This window comes from Streptomyces sp. NPDC048417, from assembly GCF_040651615.1.
Taxonomy (GTDB): Bacteria; Actinomycetota; Actinomycetes; order Streptomycetales; family Streptomycetaceae; genus Streptomyces.
Genome location: NZ_JBEZKI010000020.1, coordinates 175860 through 193423, shown reverse-complemented (window position 1 = coordinate 193423; position 17564 = coordinate 175860). Strand labels below are relative to the sequence as shown.

The 17564-nt window shown below is 72.5% G+C and carries 14 protein-coding genes; 10 read left to right on the top strand and 4 right to left on the bottom strand.

Translation table 11 applies throughout. The annotated features are described in order from the left end of the window. Positions 1-49 precede the first annotated feature (49 nt). From AB0D59_RS30215 to AB0D59_RS30200, 4 genes are all read left to right on the top strand, one after another. Positions 50-2104 carry a molybdopterin cofactor-binding domain-containing protein gene (locus AB0D59_RS30215; protein WP_362572024.1) on the top strand — a complete coding sequence of 685 codons (2055 nt, stop codon included), beginning with the start codon at positions 50-52 and terminating at the stop codon, positions 2102-2104. A gap of 31 nt (positions 2105-2135) precedes the next feature. Further along, positions 2136-2594 carry a (2Fe-2S)-binding protein gene (locus AB0D59_RS30210; RefSeq protein WP_362571945.1) on the top strand — a complete coding sequence of 153 codons (459 nt, stop codon included), beginning with the start codon at positions 2136-2138 and terminating at the stop codon, positions 2592-2594. 205 nt (positions 2595-2799) lie between these two features. Beyond that, a complete protein-coding gene (locus AB0D59_RS30205; RefSeq protein ID WP_362571942.1) occupies positions 2800-4734 on the top strand; it encodes a right-handed parallel beta-helix repeat-containing protein in 1935 nt (644 codons plus the stop codon). A 123-nt stretch (positions 4735-4857) separates the two neighbouring features. Continuing rightward, on the top strand, positions 4858-6900 hold the full coding sequence (locus tag AB0D59_RS30200; RefSeq protein ID WP_362571939.1) for a TerD family protein: 2043 nt from the start codon (positions 4858-4860) through the stop codon (positions 6898-6900). Between the two features lie 7 nt (positions 6901-6907). Here the strand turns inward: AB0D59_RS30200 and AB0D59_RS30195 are convergent, their stop codons facing one another. Next, entirely contained in the window at positions 6908-7882 is a 975-nt protein-coding gene (locus tag AB0D59_RS30195) for an alpha/beta hydrolase (protein WP_362571936.1), read from the bottom strand. A 433-nt stretch (positions 7883-8315) separates the two neighbouring features. Here AB0D59_RS30195 and AB0D59_RS30190 point away from each other — a divergent pair, with 433 nt between their 5' ends. Beyond that, positions 8316-9197: an LLM class F420-dependent oxidoreductase gene (locus tag AB0D59_RS30190; protein WP_362571933.1), complete on the top strand. Its 882-nt coding sequence runs from the start codon at positions 8316-8318 to the stop codon at positions 9195-9197. A gap of 114 nt (positions 9198-9311) precedes the next feature. Here AB0D59_RS30190 and AB0D59_RS30185 read toward each other — a convergent pair whose 3' ends face one another. Beyond that, positions 9312-9869, bottom strand: a complete 558-nt coding sequence (locus AB0D59_RS30185; RefSeq protein ID WP_362571930.1) for an NAD(P)H-dependent oxidoreductase — start codon at positions 9867-9869, stop codon at positions 9312-9314. A gap of 102 nt (positions 9870-9971) precedes the next feature. On the opposite strand from AB0D59_RS30185, the gene AB0D59_RS30180 reads away from it, so the two are divergent. The 4 genes from AB0D59_RS30180 (at position 9972) to AB0D59_RS30165 (ending at position 14720) form a co-directional block, all read left to right on the top strand. Then, entirely contained in the window at positions 9972-10652 is a 681-nt protein-coding gene (locus AB0D59_RS30180) for a helix-turn-helix domain-containing protein (RefSeq protein WP_362571927.1), read from the top strand. 263 nt (positions 10653-10915) lie between these two features. Continuing rightward, the gene (locus tag AB0D59_RS30175; RefSeq protein ID WP_362571924.1) at positions 10916-11962 is read left to right on the top strand and encodes a LacI family DNA-binding transcriptional regulator; all 1047 of its coding nucleotides are present in this window, start codon (positions 10916-10918) and stop codon (positions 11960-11962) included. A gap of 125 nt (positions 11963-12087) precedes the next feature. Further along, positions 12088-13524 (top strand): aldehyde dehydrogenase family protein, encoded by a 1437-nt coding sequence (locus tag AB0D59_RS30170; RefSeq protein WP_362571922.1) that lies wholly within the window; start codon positions 12088-12090, stop codon positions 13522-13524. Positions 13525-13790: 266 nt separating this feature from the next. Further along, on the top strand, positions 13791-14720 hold the full coding sequence (locus AB0D59_RS30165) for an oxidoreductase (protein ID WP_362571919.1): 930 nt from the start codon (positions 13791-13793) through the stop codon (positions 14718-14720). A gap of 73 nt (positions 14721-14793) precedes the next feature. Here AB0D59_RS30165 and trxA read toward each other — a convergent pair whose 3' ends face one another. Beyond that, positions 14794-15174 carry a thioredoxin gene (trxA, locus tag AB0D59_RS30160; protein WP_362571917.1) on the bottom strand — a complete coding sequence of 127 codons (381 nt, stop codon included), beginning with the start codon at positions 15172-15174 and terminating at the stop codon, positions 14794-14796. Between the two features lie 134 nt (positions 15175-15308). Here trxA and AB0D59_RS30155 point away from each other — a divergent pair, with 134 nt between their 5' ends. Further along, positions 15309-16736 carry an NAD(P)/FAD-dependent oxidoreductase gene (locus AB0D59_RS30155; RefSeq protein ID WP_362571914.1) on the top strand — a complete coding sequence of 476 codons (1428 nt, stop codon included), beginning with the start codon at positions 15309-15311 and terminating at the stop codon, positions 16734-16736. Between the two features lie 127 nt (positions 16737-16863). Here AB0D59_RS30155 and AB0D59_RS30150 read toward each other — a convergent pair whose 3' ends face one another. Beyond that, entirely contained in the window at positions 16864-17508 is a 645-nt protein-coding gene (locus tag AB0D59_RS30150) for a peptide deformylase (protein ID WP_362571911.1), read from the bottom strand. Positions 17509-17564 lie beyond the last annotated feature (56 nt).

Genomic DNA, 17564 nt, shown 5'->3' with positions numbered 1-17564 from the left:
CCGCAACGAGCCCGTGCGGACCGCCGCCGGACCGTCCCGCCGAAGATTCATGGTCTACACGGTGGCCGCGGGAACCCTCACGGTCGCCGCCCCACTCGGCTGCGACACCTCACAGGCCGACGGCGCCACCCCGGCCTCCGATGTCGTGGTGACCGGCACCGACGAGGAGATGCTCGTCCTGGAGGTCACCGCGGCCAACCAGGTCGTCGTACGGCTGCCCCGGGTCGAGGTCGGCCAGGGCATCACCACCGCCGTCGCGATGATGATCGCCGAGGAACTGGACGCCCGCCTCGCCGACGTGCGGATCCCGCTCGCGGACGCGCGCGCCAGGGGCAACCAGTACACCGGCGGCTCCAGTTCGGTCAGCTCGCTGTACGACCCGGCCCGGCGGCTGGCCGCCACCGCGCGCGCCCGGCTGGTGACCGCGGCCGCCCGCCGCTGGCGGCTTCCCGCGCACGCCCTGCGCACCTGGAACACCCTGGTCGTCGCCCCGGACGGCCGGACGGCCACCTTCGGCTCCCTCACCGCGAGCGCCGCCCGGATCCGCGTCCCGGACGTGTCCAGCAAGCCCAAGCCGGCCTCCCGGCACCGGGTGATCGGGAAGCCGACGACCAGGATCGACGCCCGGGACATCGTCACCGGTGCCGCGAAGTACGCGGGGGACCTGTCGGTCGCCGGGGCGAAACCGACCGTGGTGGCCCGGCCGCCGACCCTGCGCGGCAAGCTGCTCTCCCTGGACGACACCGCGGCCCGCGCCCTGCCCGGCGTCCACGCGGTGGTGCGGATTCCCGGCGGCGTCGCCGTGGTGGCGGACACCTTCCACCACGCCTTCCAGGGCCGGGACGCACTGCGGATCACCTGGGCCGCCGGCCCGCTCGCGCCCCTGTCGGACAAGGACATCCGTGCCCGGCTGCGGGCCGCGGTGCCCCGGCCCGGCACTCCGCCGCGCGGATCGGCGCAGATCGAGGGCGAGTTCGCGTTCGCCTTCGTCAGCCACGCCCCGATGGAGGTGCTCACCGCGGTCGCCGACGTCCGCTCCGACCGGGCCGAGCTGTGGTTCTCCTCGCAGACGCCGACGGACGCCCGGGAGACCATCGCCGACCTGCTGGGGTTGGCGACGGCTGCCGTACGGGTCCATGTGGTGCGCGGCGGCGGATCGTTCGGGCGCCGGCTCAACTTCGACGCGGCGATCGAGGCCGCGCTCATCTCGAAGGCGGCCCGCAGGCCCGTGAAGCTGATGTGGAGCCGCAACGACGACACCCGGCACGGCAGGATGCGCCCCGCGAGCCACCACCGGATCCGGGCCAGTGTCGCCGGCGGCCGGGTGGTGGCCTTCCAGCACCTGACGGCCTCGGTGGGGGAATCCTCCGACGAGAGCGGCCTGACCGCACAGGCCGCCGGGTCACGGCCGCTGCCCAGCGACAGCGGACTGTACAACTTCGGCCGCGTGGGCGGCGATTCGGGCGGCATCGAGCTGCCGATGCCGCTGGGCGCCTGGCGCTCGGTGGACTCCGGGACGATGCGCACGGCCGAGGAGATCGTCGTCGACGACATCGCCCGCGCGCTGGGCCGGGACCCGGTCGCCTTCCGCCGCAGCACCCTGCGGAGCAAGGCGGTGCGGGCCGTGCTCGCCAAGGCGGCGGCCGCCGGCCACTGGGGCCGTGCGATGCCCGCGGGCACCGCCCAGGGGGTCGCCGTCCACGAGGAGTACGGATCCGCCGTCGCCTGCCTGGCCGAGATCGACGCCACCGACCCGAAGAACCCCCGGGTCACCAAGGTGGTGATGGCCGCCGACGTCGGTACGGCCGTCAACCCGCGCGGCCTGGAGGCACAGCTGATGGGCACTGCCGTCGACGGCATCTCCACGGTGCTGCGGGCCGGGCTGCACATCGACCGGGGCGCGGTCCGCGAGGGCAGCTTCGCCGACTTCCACTACGCCCGCCAGCGGCACGCCCCCCTCGTCTTCGAGGCACACATCCTCCCTTCGGGCGGGGAACCGGGCGGCGCCGGTGAACTCGGCGTCCCCGCGGCGGCCGGCGCGGTCGCCAACGCCTACGCCCGTGCCACCGGCACCAAACCCCGCAGCTTCCCCCTCGACTTCTGACCCACCGCCTCCCGACTCCCAGAAGGCACCGATGCGTTCGTACTCCTTCGTCCTCAACGGCGAACCGGTCACCGTCGAGGCACCCGCCGACATGTCCCTGCTCTGGGTGCTGCGCGACCTGCTCGGCGTCACCGGCCCCAAGTACGGCTGCGGGGTGGGCGTCTGCCGCGCCTGCACCAGTCACCTCGACGGCGAGGAGATCCAGCCGTGCACGGTCCCGGTCGCCGACTGCGCGGGCCGCAAGGTCACCACCATCGAGGGCCTCGCCGACGGCGACACCCTGCACCCCGTCCAACAGGCCTGGCTGGACTGCGACGTGGCCCAGTGCGGCTTCTGCCAGCCCGGCCAGATCATGGCGGCCGCCGCGCTCCTGAAACGCACCCCGCACCCGACGGACGCCGACATCGACGGCATCGAGAACGTCTGCCGCTGCGGCACCTACTCCAGGATCAGGGAGGCGATCAAGAAGGCGTCGGCGAACCGGGGCTGAGAGCGCGCCGGCCCAGGGCGAGGCCCGCGCCAGGACCCGGCGGCCGGCGCCGCGGGTGACCGGTCATCGGCGGCGGTAGCGCCGGTGACTCCTCCTCCGGTCGCCCGAGCAGCGACCAAAGAGACCCAGGCATGGACGATCGGCCGACGCCCCGGCGACCACGCCCGCTCCACGATGGACCCATCCGACGAGCGGGAGGCATCACGTGAGGACAGCACGGGGGAGCGCGGTCGCCGCCCTGGCCCTGGCGGGCGTACTGGCATCGACGGCCGGCGCACCGGCCCCGCATCACCCACCCACCACCCAGCTCTACGTGGCCCCCTGGGGTGACGACCAGGGGCCCGGCACACTCGACCACCCCTTCGCCACACCGGCCCGCGCCCAGCAGGCGGTACGGGCCATGGCCCCGCGCATGACCTCGGACATCACGGTCAACCTGCGCGGCGGCACCTACCGCTTGACCGTCCCCCTGCGCCTGACCCCGGCCGACTCGGGCCGGCACGGCCACCGGGTCGTCTACCAGGCGTACGGCTACGGCACCGCGCACCAGGAGCCGGTCACTCTCAGCGGCGGCCGCCCGGTCACCGGCTGGCGCCCGGCCCCCGGACAGCCCGGCGTCTGGCGGGCCGACGTCGGAGCCCTGGAGACCCGTCAGCTCTATGTCGACGACCGCCGGGCGCCGCGCGCGGCCCGGGGCGCGCCCCTGCCCGGAAAGCTGAAACTCACGGCCACCGGCTACACCACCACCGGCAGGACCCCGCTCACCTGGCGTCACCCCGCCGACCTCGAAGTCGTCTACCGATACGACTACGTGGAGGGCCGGTGCGGTGTGGCCGCGGTCTCCGCGAACGCCGCCGGCCAGACCACGATCACCATGGACCAGCCGTGCTGGAGGATGGCCCGGGCCCTGTACGGAGCGGACGCCCTCACACAGACGCATGACGTGGAGAACGCCCCGAACTTCCTCGGCAGGAAGGGAAGTTGGTACCTGGACCGCTCCAGCCCCGCCCACCACACCATCCTCTACCGCCCCCGCCCGGGCGAGGACGTGACCCGAACCGTGGTCACGGCCCCCACCCTCCAGACCCTGCTCAGCGGGACGGGCAGCTCGGCCGCCCACCCCGTGCACGACCTCACCCTGCGCGGTCTGGCCTTCGCCCACGCCACCTGGCTGGCGCCGAACGAGCCGGCCGGTTTCGCCGCCGCCTGGAGCATGTACATGCGCCCCGGCAAGGGTGGTGACATCACAGCCCTCACCGTGCCCGGCAACGTCGCCTTCCGGCACGCCGAGCACATCACCCTCACCGGAAACCACTTCACCCATCTGGGCGCCCAGGGCGTCGACTTCGCCGCCGACAGCTCGCACAACACGGTCACCGGCAACGTCTTCACGGACATCTCCGACGGCGGCATCGCCCTGGGCGTCCTGCCCCCGGCGACCCGGGGCACGAACACGGGCAACCGTGTCACGGACAACTGGATCCACCACGTCGGCGCCGAGTACCGCGCGGCCTCCGGCATCTGGAACAGCGCCACCCAGGACACCCTCATCGCCCACAACCAGGTCGACCACGTCCCCTACACCGGCATCCTCTCCGGCCCCAGCGAGGACCTGCGCGGCCTGACCCGCCGCAACCGCATCCTCGGCAACCGGGTCTTCGCCACGAACCGCCTGCTGGCCGACGGCGGCGGCATCTATCTGCGCGGCGAACAGGGCCCCTCCTACCCGGACGGCGCCCTGGTGGCCCGCAACGCGGTCACCGACAGCGCCCACGGCGTCTGGAACGTCGGCATCTACACCGACGACTCCAGCAACCGCATCACCGTCCGCGACAACGTCGTCCACGACTACGTCGCCTCGATCGGCGGCTGCAGCGAGAACTGGGGCAACCGCCCGGTCAGCAACATCCGCTATCTGAAAAACTACTGGGACGACAAGGTCCCCACCTGGCTCCCCCGCCGCTCCTACCCCGGCGCCTGGCCCCCCGCCCCCGACTGCGGCGACCCCCGGCACCTCCACTTCACCCGCAACACACTCCTCACCCCGACCCACACCTGCGCATCGCTCCCCCCATGCACCACCATCACAGCCCACGCCGGCCCCAGGCCGCCGTACCGCCGGGCGCTGGGGCTGCGCTGACGAGGCATTTCCTCCCGGCCGGTCAAGAACGCGCAAGGCCGGTCGATTTCGGGCCTGCGGTACCGCCGAGGTCGGTGGGTACTACAGTTGGTCTGCTCGATGGTGGGGATCCTGGGGGGATTCATGCAGGAGATGGTGAAGGGGTCCAACGTCACGTTGTCGGCCCTGAGTGAGAACGTCGGCTCGGTGGTCGTCAGCCTGGGGTGGGTGAGCCCGAGCGGCGAGGGAGACGCGGATGTGTCCGTTCTGCTGGTCGGCCCCGGCGGCACGGTGCGCGGTGACTCCGACTTCTACTTCTACAACAACCCGGTGGCGGCCGACGGCAGTGTGCAGTTGCTCGGCAAGACGCCGACGGAGGCCGGGGACGAGGACCGGATCGGCTTCGACCTGACCGCCGTACCGCAGGACGTGGACAGGATGGTCGTGGCGGCGAGCCGGTACCGGGACGCACACTTCGGCGAACTGGAGAACCTCACGGTCACGCTGGCCGATGCGGCGGGCGACCCGCTGCTCCGGTTCACGATCGAGGACGCCGACGCGGTGAGCGCGGTCATCTTCGGCGAGCTGTACCGGAGGGCGGGGGAGTGGAAGTTCCGGGCCGTCGGTCAGGGGTACGCCGACGGTCTGGCCGGTCTGGCGACCGACTTCGGTGTCGACATCGACGACGACGCCGAGCCGCAGGAGGCGCTCGACGGTCCGGCGGGCGAGGAACCGGCCGCCGCGGGCGACCCCGAGCCGGTCGGCGAGCAGGCTGCGGCGCCGAACCTGGACGGTGTTCCGGCGCCGCGCCCGCCCGCGGACGACGACGCGGCGAAGAAGTCGGCCGCCCGGCCCCGTACGGCCAAGAAGAAGGTCACCCTGCCGAAGGCGGCCAGGAAGTCCCTGGCGGAGAACGAGTCCTGGCGGGAAGCCCGGCTCTTCCCCGTCTCGGCCCTGAAGAGCGACCGGGACCGCGAGACACGCGCCACCTCGGTCCTCCTCTCGGTGATGGCACAGGTCCCCGAGTTCGGCAGGCGGCTCACGGCGGGCTTCGGCGCACCGGCCGGACGCATGGAGACGTTCACCGAGGTGTCCCTGCCGCACGGCGACACCCCTCGGCGTCCCGACGGGGTCATCCGCGTCGAGCGGGCCGGCAAGCTGTGGACGGCGCTGGTCGAGACGAAGACCAACGGCAACGCCCTGAAGTCCGACCAGGTGCAGGCGTACATGGACATCGCGGCCCGCCGTGGCTACGAGGCCGTGATCACGCTGTCGAACGACGTCGCCCTCGAAGGCAGCCCGCTCGTCGACGTCAAGATCGACGGACGGCGCAAGCACAAGGTGGCGCTACGGCACCTGTCCTGGGCCGAAGTCGCCCAGCAGGCCCAGATGCTGATCCGGCACGAGGGCGTCGGCGACAAGGCGCACGCCTGGCTTCTCCAGGAGCTGCTGCACTACCTCCAGCACGAGAACTCCGGCTGCCACGGATTCCAGAACATGGGCCCCGCCTGGGTTCCGGTACGCAACGGCATCGACGACGAGACCCTGTGCCAGGGCGACCCGCGCGCCCTCGACGTGGTCGAGAGCTGGGAGCGGCTCATCCGGCAGGTCTGCCTGGGCCTGGGCGGCGAACTCGGGCAGAAGGTGCTCCCGGTCCGGGGCTCCAGGGGCGGCAGGGACCCCCGGGAGCGCCGGAGCCTCCTCGCCGACCAGCTGTGCCTCCAGGGGCGGCTCCAGGCCGAGCTGCGCATTGAGGGCACGCCCGGAGTGCTCGCGGTCGTCGCCGATCTGCGTACCGGAAGACTCCGTACGTCCATGGACATCCCGGCCCCCGAGCAGGGCTATCCCCTGAGCTGGGCCAAGCGACTGGTGCGGTCGCTGGCGGAGGCGCCGGCCGATCTGCACATCGAGACCATGCTGGAAGGCGACACGGCCGGGCCGCGCGGCACGCTGGAACGGCTGCGGCCCGAGCCTGCCGACCTGCTGCCGAAGGCGGACGGCGCCCCGATCACCGGCTTCCGGCTCTCCCTCCTCAAGGGCATGGGCAGTGGGCGGGGCAACGCCGAGACCGGGTTCATCCGCAGCGTCGACGACGCCGTGCAGCGGTTCTACGGCACCGTGGCGGTCCAGCTCGACCGGGCGGCGGCCCGGCGGGCGCCGGTGCGTCAGCCGGTGCCCGTCGGCTGATGTCCGGTCAGCGTGCCAGCAGGCGTCGCAGCCAGTCCAGATGGGCCGTCCTCGCCGACTGGGACAGGGCGGCCTGGGGGGCGAGGCCGTCGAAGCCGTGGAAGCCGCCCGGCCAGACGTGGAGTTCGGCGATGCCGCCCGACTGCCAGATGCGGGAGGCGTAGGCGACCGTCTCGTCGCGGAAGGTCTCGGCGGAGCCGACGTCGAGGAAGGCCGGGGGGAGGCCGGTGAGATCGGTGGCGCGGGCCGGGGCCGCGTAGGGGGAGACGTCGGGGCCGCCGCGGGCCTCGCCGAGGAGGGCGGTCCAGCCGGTCTCGTTGGCCGTGCGGTCCCAGACGCCGAGGCCCTTCATCTGGTGGCTGGACGGGGTGTCGTTGCGGTCGTCGAGCATCGGGCACATCAGCATCTGGCCGATGACCGAAGGGCCCTGACGGTCTCTCAGGAGGAGGGCCAGGGCCGCGGTGAGGCCGCCGCCCGCACTCGCCCCGGCGATCACGATCCGCTCGGGGTCGCCGCCGATCTCCTTCGCGTGCTCCGCCGTCCACAGCAGCCCGGCGTACACGTCCTCGACCGGCGCCGGATGCGGATGCTCGGGCGCCAGCCGGTACTCCACCGACACGACCACCGCGCCCAGTTCCCGCGCCCAGGCCAGCGGGAGGTCCACACCCACCCGGTTGTCGCCGATCACCATGCCGCCGCCGTGCACGTGGTAGATCACCGGCAGCGGGGTGGGGCCGGTGGGTGCGGTGGGCCGGCAGATCAGCAGGGAGATCTCGGGGGCGTCCGCCGGGCCGGGCACCGTGCGGTCGGCCACCTCGAACGCCCCGTCCAGGGTGAGGTCGATCCCGGCGAGCTGCTGTATCCCCTCGTTCTGCCTGACCGCGGGTATCTCGTCCAGCGTGAACCCCGGGGAGACCATCTCCCCGATCAGCTCCAGAGCGGCGGCGAGTTCGGGGTCGAACGGGGGCGGTACGGAGGTCATGGCTGCTCCTCGCGGCGGGTGGTGAACTGCGCTCGTACGGCCATGGTCCGCGTGCCCCGCCGGCCACCGGGGCCGCCGGACGGCGGAAGCTCCCCGCCACCCGGCGGGTGGTCCGGCGTATGGGTCCGCCTGTCTACCCTCTCATGCCCCTTTTGTGCGTCTATGTGCGCGGCCGGTCGGCCGTCTGGGACGGGAGCGGGGCCGGGGGGCTTCGCCGGGCGCCCTCGCCGTACCAGCAGCGGGTGCGAATGGGGGGCTCGTCGCCCTCGTGCTCCGCGCCGGCTTCGTCGCGGCCGACGCGGTGATCATCATCACTGGCCCGCGCGCGTCGAGGACACGGCCGTCCGACGACGTCTGACCCTTGACTTCGAGAGCGCTCGAAGTTCTAGCGTCGGACGGACAGAAGACGATCCGGGCGGAACGGAGAACGGCCATGCGCGTGGGCGTGCACATCAACCGGTTCAACCATCCTGGCGGCGGCCCCGCACTGGGCGCCGAACTCGCCGCCGCCGGTGCCGCGGCCGAGGCGGCGGGCGTCAGCTGGGTCTCGGTGATGGACCACTACTTCCAGATGGAGTTCAACGGCGGCGCCGAGGACCCCATGCTGGAGGCCTACACCACGCTCGGCTACCTCGCCGGCCGCACCTCCACCGTCCAGCTCGGAGCCCTGGTGACCGGCGTGACCTACCGGCACCCCGGACTTCTCGCCAAGATCGCCACCACCCTCGACGTGGTGTCGGGCGGCCGGGCCACGCTGGGCATCGGGGCCGCCTGGTACGACCGTGAGCACCATGGTCTCGGCGTACCGTACCCGCCCCTCGCGGAGCGCTTCGAGCGGCTGGAGGAGACCCTGCGGATCTGCCTGCAGATGTGGGACCCGGAGAACAACGGCCCCTTCGAGGGCAAGCACTACCGGCTCGCGGAGACACTCTGCAATCCGGCGCCGGTCAGCTCGCCGCGCCCGGAGATCATGATCGGCGGCGGGGGAGAGAAGAAGACCCTGCGGCTGGTCGCCCAGTACGCGGACGCCTGCAACCTCATCCCGGCCTCCCCCGAGGAGCTGCGGCACAAGCTGGAGGTGCTGCGCGGGCACTGCGACACCGTCGGGCGCGACTACGACACCATCCGCAAGACCATCGCGTACACCGGGGACTCGGCCACCGACGGAGACCTGGACGCCTTCACCCGGGACATCGAGGGGTACGCCAAGCTCGGCGTCGACACCGTCATCGTCGGCCCGCGCCTGGGCGAGACCTCGGGGTGGATGGAGAGCTTCGTGGCTCCGGCCGTCCAGCGCCTCGCCGCTGTCGACTGACGCAGGACGAGGGGCCCGAAGAGACCACGGCGCGGGCGAAACGGCACGCGAAAGGGGCCGGAGCTGGGCTCCGGCCCCGTTCGGGCGTACCTCGGGCAGCCGTCAGGCAGTGCCTCAGGCGGCGACGCCCACGTTGCCGTGCAGACGCGCGACGACCTCGGTCAGCTGGGCGGCGACCTCGGTGTCGTCGGCCGGGTGGGTCTCGGCGAAGCGGGTCACAGAGCCGGGGATCGACAGCTTGATGTCCTCGATCACCTTGCCGCCGGCGATGCCCACGGACTTGCGGGCCTCGTCCTGCGCCCACACGCCGCCGTACTGGCCGAAGGCGGTGCCGACGACGGCGACGGGCTTGCCGCCGAAGCCGCTGGCGCCGTAGGGGCGGGACAGCCAGTCGATGGCGTTCTTCAGGACGGCCGGGATCGTGCCGTTGTACTCGGGGGAGAAGAGCAGGAACGCGTCGGCGGCCTGGGCGGCCTCGCGCAGCTTCGCGGCGGCGGCCGGGACGCTGCCCTCGACGTCGATGTCCTCGTTGTAGAAGGGGATGTCGGCCAGGCCCTCGAAGACCTCGACCTCGGCACCCTCGGGGGCGAGCTTGACGGCCGCCTCGGCGAGCTGGCGGTTGTGCGAACCGGCGCGAAGGCTGCCGACGAGCGCAAGGATGCGGACAGACATGGGGGAACTCCAAGGGGGCTGAAACACTGCTGTTACGAATCCGGACCGAGGTCCGGTTAATTTCTAACACCTCAAACGGACCGCGGTCCAGTTCTGTTCCCGATGCTTTACGCTGTCTTCATGTCCAGCGTCCTGCCGCCCTTCCCGCAGCCCCAGGAGCCCTTCGACACCCCTCAGTTGCTCGAGGTCGGGCCCGCCCCCGAAGAGCTGTGCCTGCGCGCCGACGCGGCCCGCAACCGCGCCCGGCTGCTGGAGGCCGCCGCCAGGCTGATCGCGGAACACGGCGTGGCCGGCGTCACCATGGAGGCGGTGGCCGCGGCGGCCGAGGTGGGCAAGGGCACCGTCTTCCGCCGCTTCGGCGACCGCACCGGACTGCTGATGGCGCTGCTCGACCACTCCTCGCGCCGCCTCCAGGCGGACTTCCTCGGCGGACCGCCGCCGCTGGGCCCCGGCGCCCCGCCGGTCGAGCGGCTGCGCGCGTTCGGTGTCGCGGTGCTGTACCGCGCGTCCGAGCAGCTCGACCTCCAGCTGGCCGCGCAGCCCGAGCCCACCCGGCGCTATGCCAATCCGCCGATGCAGGCGCTGCGCACGCATGTCACGATGCTGCTGCGGCTGATCCAGCCGGAGTCCGACTGCGAACTCCTCGCCCAGACGCTGCTGGCGTACCTCGACCCGGCCCTGGTCCACCATCTGACCAGGCAGTGCGGGATGCCGATGGAGCGCTTGGAGGCGGGCTGGATCGACCTGGTCGCCCGGGTCACGCGGACGGAGCCGCCCCGCTGACGTCCGCCCCCGTGGGCGGTGAACATGTCGACCGGGCCCTGCGGCGCGTCGGCACGGAACAGCAGGGCACTGTTCTGCGCGGACTCCGCCGCGGACCAAGGGGCACCTGGTGGCGGCCGTCGCCGATCGCGCGAACAGGTACGTGACGAACGTGTTCGTACGACCCTGCGGTGGGCGGTGCGGCGAACGGTGCGGCGGCCTCAATTCGTCCAACGGTGAACCACCTTGCCCCGCCGGTCCCCCCTCCCCGGCCTTCTGCCAAGATGCCGTACGTCATGGTGCAGATACCGAAAACGCCCTCGGCAGCGTCGCCGACTCCGCGCTCGGTCCCCACGAGCGCCGATGTGGCCCGACTGGCCGGCGTCTCCCGCGCGACCGTCTCCTACGTCCTCAACAACACCAGTGCCGTACGGATCAGCGAGCCCACCCGCCGCCGGGTCCACGAGGCCGCGAGGGAACTCGGGTACGTGCCCCACGCGGCCGCCCGCAGCCTGCGCGCCGGCCACAGCCGGATGGTCCTGATGCCGGCCCCGGCCATCCCGATGGGTCCGCTGTACGGCCAGTTCATCACCGACCTCCAGTGGGCCCTCAGCCGCCTCGACTACACGGTCGTGCAGTACGGCACCGCGGGCCTGCGCGGTGACGAAGCCGCCCGCGCCTGGGCCGAGTTGAGGCCGGTCGCCGTACTGGTCCCGGGGGCCGGACTCGGTACCGAGGGCGTCGCCGTCCTCAAGCGGGCCGGCGCCCGCGCCGTGGTCACCCTCGGCCCCGAGCGAGTCGACGGCGCGCACGCCCTGCTGATGGATCACGACACCGTCGGCCGCTGCGCCGGTGCGCACCTCTACGCCCGCGGCCGGCGCCGTATCGGCGTGGTCGTCCCCGAGGAGAGCGGCCTGGAGACCTACTCCCGGCCCCGCCTCGAAGGTGTCCGCCGGGCCTTGTACGGCACCGACGCCACGGTGGCCGAGCTGTCCCTCGGCTACACGGAGGAGTCGGCCGCCCGACTCGCGGCGCGCTGGCGGGAGTTGGAGATCGACTCGGTGTTCGCGTACAACGACGAGTACGCGATGCTGTTAATGCGCGCCCTCCAGGACGAGGGCGTACGCGTTCCCGAGGACACCGCCGTGGTCGGCGCCGACGACCTGATGCTCGGCCGGCTGCTGCGGCCCAGGCTCTCCACGATCCGCATCGAACTGCCCTCCGGCCGGGACCTCGCCGAACTGGTCGACCGCGTGGTGCGCGACCCGGGCGGCGCGCCGGAGACGCACAAGGTGCTCGGCGCCTCGGTGGTGCGGCGCGAGTCCAGCTGATGGGCCACCCTGGTCGTGCGGGACGGTGCTTTTCCGGGCCCCCCGACTAGGATGTTGCGCGCTCAACAAAATGGCTCACGGGCGCCGTGGGCCGCGCAATCCCGGTGATCGATCGGAGAGCCGTCATGTCGCTGCTCGACCCGAAGACCTGGCAGGCGAGCGCCCTGTCCGGCCCGCAGTACGCCGTCACCGAGCCCGCCACCGGCGACACGCTCGGCACGGTCACCCTGGCTGCTCCCGCGGACGTCTCTCCGGCCGCCACGGCAGCCCGCGCCGCGCAACGCGACTGGGCCCGCGCACCGCACTTCGTGCGGGCCCAAGTCCTGCGCCGCGCAGGCGACTTGTTCACGGAGCACGCCGACGAACTGCGCGAGTGGATCGTCCGCGAGTCCGGCTCCATACCCGGCAAGGCGGACTTCGAGCTGCACGTCGCCGCCCAGGAGTGCTACGAGGCCGCCGCCCTGACCTCCCGCCCCGCGGGCCAGGTGCTGCCCAGCGAGGCGCCCCGGCTGTCGTACACCCGCCGGGTCCCGGTCGGTGTGGTCGGGGTGATCGCGCCGTTCAACGCGCCGCTGATCCTGTCCATCCGGTCGGTGGCGCCCGCCCTCGCGCTGGGCAACGGGGTCGTCCTGAAGCCCGATCCGCGCACCGCCGTCTGTGGCGGGCTCGCGCTCGCCGCGGTGTTCGCGGAGGCCGGGCTGCCGGAAGGGCTGCTGCACGTGCTGCCCGGCGGGGCCGACGTCGGCGCGGCGTTGGTCGAGGACCCGCGGGTGCCGGTCATCTCCTTCACCGGATCGACGGCCGCCGGCCGCGCGGTCGGCGAGGCCGCCGGCCGCCATCTGAAGCGCGCCCACCTCGAACTCGGCGGCAACTCCGCCCTGATCGTCCTGGAGGACGCCGACCTCGACGCGGTGATCTCCATCGCCGCCTGGGGATCCTTCTTCCACCAGGGCCAGATCTGCATGACCACCGGACGGCACCTGGTCCACAGCTCCCTGGTCGAGGAGTACGTCGAACGCCTCGCCGTCAAGGCCGACTCCCTCGCCGTCGGCGACCCGCACCGCGAGCAGGTCCACCTCGGCCCGATCATCGACGACGGTCAACTCGCCAAGATCCACGGCCTGGTGGAGGCGAGCACCGCCCGGGGCGCGAGTATCGCGGCCGGCGGCACCCACGAGAACCTCTTCTACCGGCCCACGGTCATCACCGGCGTCGACGACCGCACCCCCGCCTACGCCGAGGAGGTCTTCGGGCCGGTCGCGCCCGTCCGCGCCTTCGCCGACGCCGACGAGGCCGCCGCTCTCGCGGCCGACAGTTCCTACGGCCTCTCCCTCGGCATTGTCACCCGGGACGCGGCACGCGGCCTGGACCTCGCCGAACGCATCCCGACCGGCATCGTCCACATCAACGACCAGACGGTGAACGACGAGGCCGTGGCCCCCTTCGGCGGAGTCGCCGGCTCCGGTACCGGGGCACGGTTCGGCGGCGAGTCCAACCTGGAGGCGTTCACGGACGTGCGGTGGACGACCGTGCGCGGGGACGTGGCGCCTTACCCCTTCTGAGCCAGGCCGGATCGAGGAGACGACGAGGCCGCTCCTTGTCGCCGCCTACGACCGCCTGACCGGCCTCGGGCCGCCCTGCTGCTAGACTGCCGATCATCACGTGAGCCTTCCTGGTGCCGATCCCGATCCCCCAGGGAGGCTTTTTCCATGCCGCCGCCCCGGCGCCGGTCGACCCGCTTCGAGGTGCGCGCCCCGCCGAGCGACCCGAACGCGCCGGGCCCACCCACCGGGTCCCCGTTCCCCATCCGCAAGAGGAGATCCATGTCATGGGCTCACGCACGAACACCCCGGCACCCGCGGGTACTTGGCGACTCGGCGACCTGACCGTCAACCGCGTCGGGTTCGGGGCGATGCGCCTGACGGGGACCACGCCCTTCGGCGACGGCGTGCCGCGGGACCGCGATCGGTCGATCGGCGTGCTCCGGCGGGCGGTCGAGCTCGGCGTGAACCACATCGACACCGCCGCGTTCTACTTCTCGGCGACGCGCTCCGCCAACGAGCTGATCAACCGGGCGCTGGCGCCGTACCCGGAGGAACTGGTCATCACCACCAAGGTGTGGCCGGGCCGCGATCCCTCGGGCGCGTGGTGGTGGGCCTCACCGGCCCAACTGCGCGGCCAGGTCGAGGAGAACCTGCGCCAACTCGGCCGCGATCACCTGGACGTGGTGAACCTGCGCGTGCCACCGAGTGAGCGGACCGGCTCGATCGGCGAGCACTTCGGCGCGCTGGCCGAGCTGCGCGATGCCGGGCTGATCCGCCACCTGGGCATCTCCAACGTCACGTCCGAGCAGCTGACCGAGGCCCGGGCCATCGCCCCCGTCGTCTGCGTGCAGAACCCGTACGGGATCGGTGCGGCGAGCGAGGAGCGGGCACTTCTGCGGCTCTGCGGTGAACTCGGCATCGCCTTCGTCCCGTTCTTCGCGATCGCCGGTGCCGGGCGTGAGGCGGGTCCGGTCGCCGCCGACAGCGAGGCGGTGTGCGCCGTCGCCCGCGCGCACGGTGTGTCCACAGCGCAGGTCAGGCTGGCCTGGACCTTGCAGCAGGGGCCGCACGTGCTGGCGATCCCGGGGACCAGTGATCCGGACCACCTCGCGCAGAACATGGCGGCCGGCGCGCTGAGACTCTCGGAGGAGGAGATGGCACGCCTCACCTCGCCGCGGCCGGCCGTCGCGCAGGGAAGCCGCTCAAAGATATAGCCGCAGTTAGGGGGTCTAACTGCGGCTATGCGGTGTTGCTCAGGCGGTGGCTTGTCACCCGGACGGTAGGCCGTCACTCGCCCTGTGCGCTGCCCTGCTGCGCGGCGATGCTCTTGCGTACGTCGTCCATGTCCAGCTTGCGGGCCTGGCCGATGACGTCCGTCAGGGCGGCCTCGGGGAGGGCACCCGGCTGGGCGAAGACGGCGACCTGGTCGCGGACGATCATCAGCGTCGGGATCGACTGGATGTCGAAGGCCGCGGCCAGCTCCGGCTGCGCCTCGGTGTCGACCTTGGCGAAGACCAGGTCCGGGTTGTCCTGCGCGGCCTTCTCGTAGACCGGGGCGAACATACGGCACGGGCCGCACCAGGACGCCCAGAAGTCGATGAGAACGAACTCGTTCTCGGTGACCATCTGGTCGAAGTTCTCCTTGGTGAGTTCCACGGTGCTGCTCATGCGTGTTTCCCTCTTCCTGATGTGGGGGGCGCCCCGCTCCGGGACGAACCGTCCGCACAACACGTCCGACCGGGTGGGTATTCCGGCCACGTACCCGTGTGGCCCCAGCGCACACCACCCGCAAGACTGACCCCATGACGGAAACGGAATCCATCGCTTACGACGTCGTGGTGCTCGGTGCCGGGCCCGTGGGGGAGAACGTCGCCGACCGCACCCGTGCGGCCGGCCTCACCACCGCGGTCGTGGAGAGCGAGCTCGTCGGCGGCGAATGCTCGTACTGGGCGTGCATGCCCAGCAAGGCCCTCCTGCGCCCGGTCATCGCCCAGGCCGACGCCCGCCGCCTGCCCGGCCTCGCCCAGGCGGTCCAGGGCCCCCTCGACACCGCCGCGGTCCTGGCCCGCCGCAACTACTTCACCTCGAACTGGAAGGACGACGGCCAGGTCGGCTGGCTCGACGGCATCAGCGCCGACCTGTACCGCGGCCACGGCCGCCTGGCCGGACCCCGCACGGTCACCGTGACCGGTCCGGACGGCACCCTCACCACCCTCACCGCCCGGCACGCGGTCGCCGTCGCCACCGGCACCCGCGCCCAGCTGCCCCACCTGCCCGGACTCGCCGAGGTCAAGCCCTGGACCAGTCGCGAGGCCACCAGCGCCCAGGAGGCGCCCGGCCGGCTGATCGTCGTCGGCGGCGGTGTCGTCGCCACCGAGATGGCCACCGCCTGGCAGGCCCTCGGCTCCCGGGTCACCCTGCTGGTCCGCGGCAAGGGGCTGCTCAACCGCATGGAGCCGTTCGCCGGCGAACTCGTCGCCGAGGCGCTCAAGGAAGCCGGCGTCGATGTCCGCACCGGCACCTCCGTCACGTCGGTGACCCGCGAGAACGGCACGGTCGTGGCCGTGACCGACGCCGGCGACCGCATCGAAGGCGACGAGATCCTCTTCGCCACCGGGCGTGTCCCGCACACCGACGACATCGGCCTGGACACCGTCGGCCTGGAACCCGGCTCCTGGCTCACCGTCGACGACACCCTCCTGGTCGAGGGCACCGACTGGCTCTACGCCGTCGGGGACGTCAACCACCGGGCGCTCCTGACCCACCAGGGCAAGTACCAGGCCCGGATCGCGGGCGACACCATCGCCGCGCGCGTCTCCGACACACCCCTCCTGGACGGCGCCTGGGGTGCCCATGCGGCCACCGCCGACCACGAGGCCGTACCGCAGGTCGTCTTCACCGCCCCGGAGGCGGCGGCGGTCGGCCTCTCCCTCGCGGAGGCGGAGCAGGCCGGATACCGGGTGCGTGCCGTCGACGTCGAGTTCTCCTCGGTGGCCGGTGCGGGGCTGTACGCCGACGACTACAAGGGCCGCGCCCGCATGGTCGTCGACCTGGAGGCGGAGATCCTGCGCGGGGTCACCTTCGTGGGGCCGGGTGTGGGCGAGCTGATCCACTCGGCGACGATCGCCGTCGCCGGGCAGGTGCCGATCAGCCGGCTGTGGCATGCGGTGCCGTCGTACCCGACGTTGAGCGAGGTGTGGCTGCGGTTGCTTGAGGCCTACCGGGGGTGAGGGCCGAAGAGGTCGGGTCCTGCCGGCGGCCGTCCGCGGGTGCCCGGGGGCCGGTCCCGCCCGCGCGGCGGCAGCCGCACCTGGATCCAGCCCCGCGCCCTGAGGACAAGGACGGGGCCCGTACAGCTCAGGGCAACTTGAAGTCCAGCTCCGCCGCTGCCGTCGTCGGGGCCGGCTGAGCCCAGCGTTCCGTCATCGCCTCCGTCGACGACAGTGAGCGCAGCTCAGCCCGGTCCAGGTAGAGCGTGCCGTCGAGGTGGTCGGTCTCGTGCTGGACGATCCGGGCCGGCCACCCCGTGAACACCTCGTCGACCGCGCGGCCGTGCTCGTCCTGGCCGCGCAGTCGTACCTCGGCGTGCCGGGCCACCACCGCCTGGTAGCCCGGCACGCTCAGGCAGCCCTCGAAGAAGGCGGCGCGGGCGCCGCCGACGGGCTCGTAGACCGGGTTGACCAGGACGCGGAACGGCTGCGGGACCCGGCCGCGGGCGACGGCGACCTCCTCGGGTACCGGCGCCGGGTCCTCGATCACCGCGAGCCGCAGCGGGACGCCGACCTGCGGCGCGGCCAGGCCCACGCCCGGTGCGGCGTGCATGGTGTCGCGCAGCGCCCCGACGAACCGGGCCAGCAGCTCGGGGCCCAACTGGCCGTCGTACGGCACGGTTGCGCGCCGCAGGACCGGGTCGCCGGCCGCGACGATGGGCAACGGGCCGCCGACGGCGAGGAGTTCCTCGACCTGCTCGGCAAGAGGTGCGCGATCACTGGGAGATGCCATCGAGCCAGCATGCCATGACAGGGAATGTGACGCGGGTCACTTTACCCTCCGGGAAC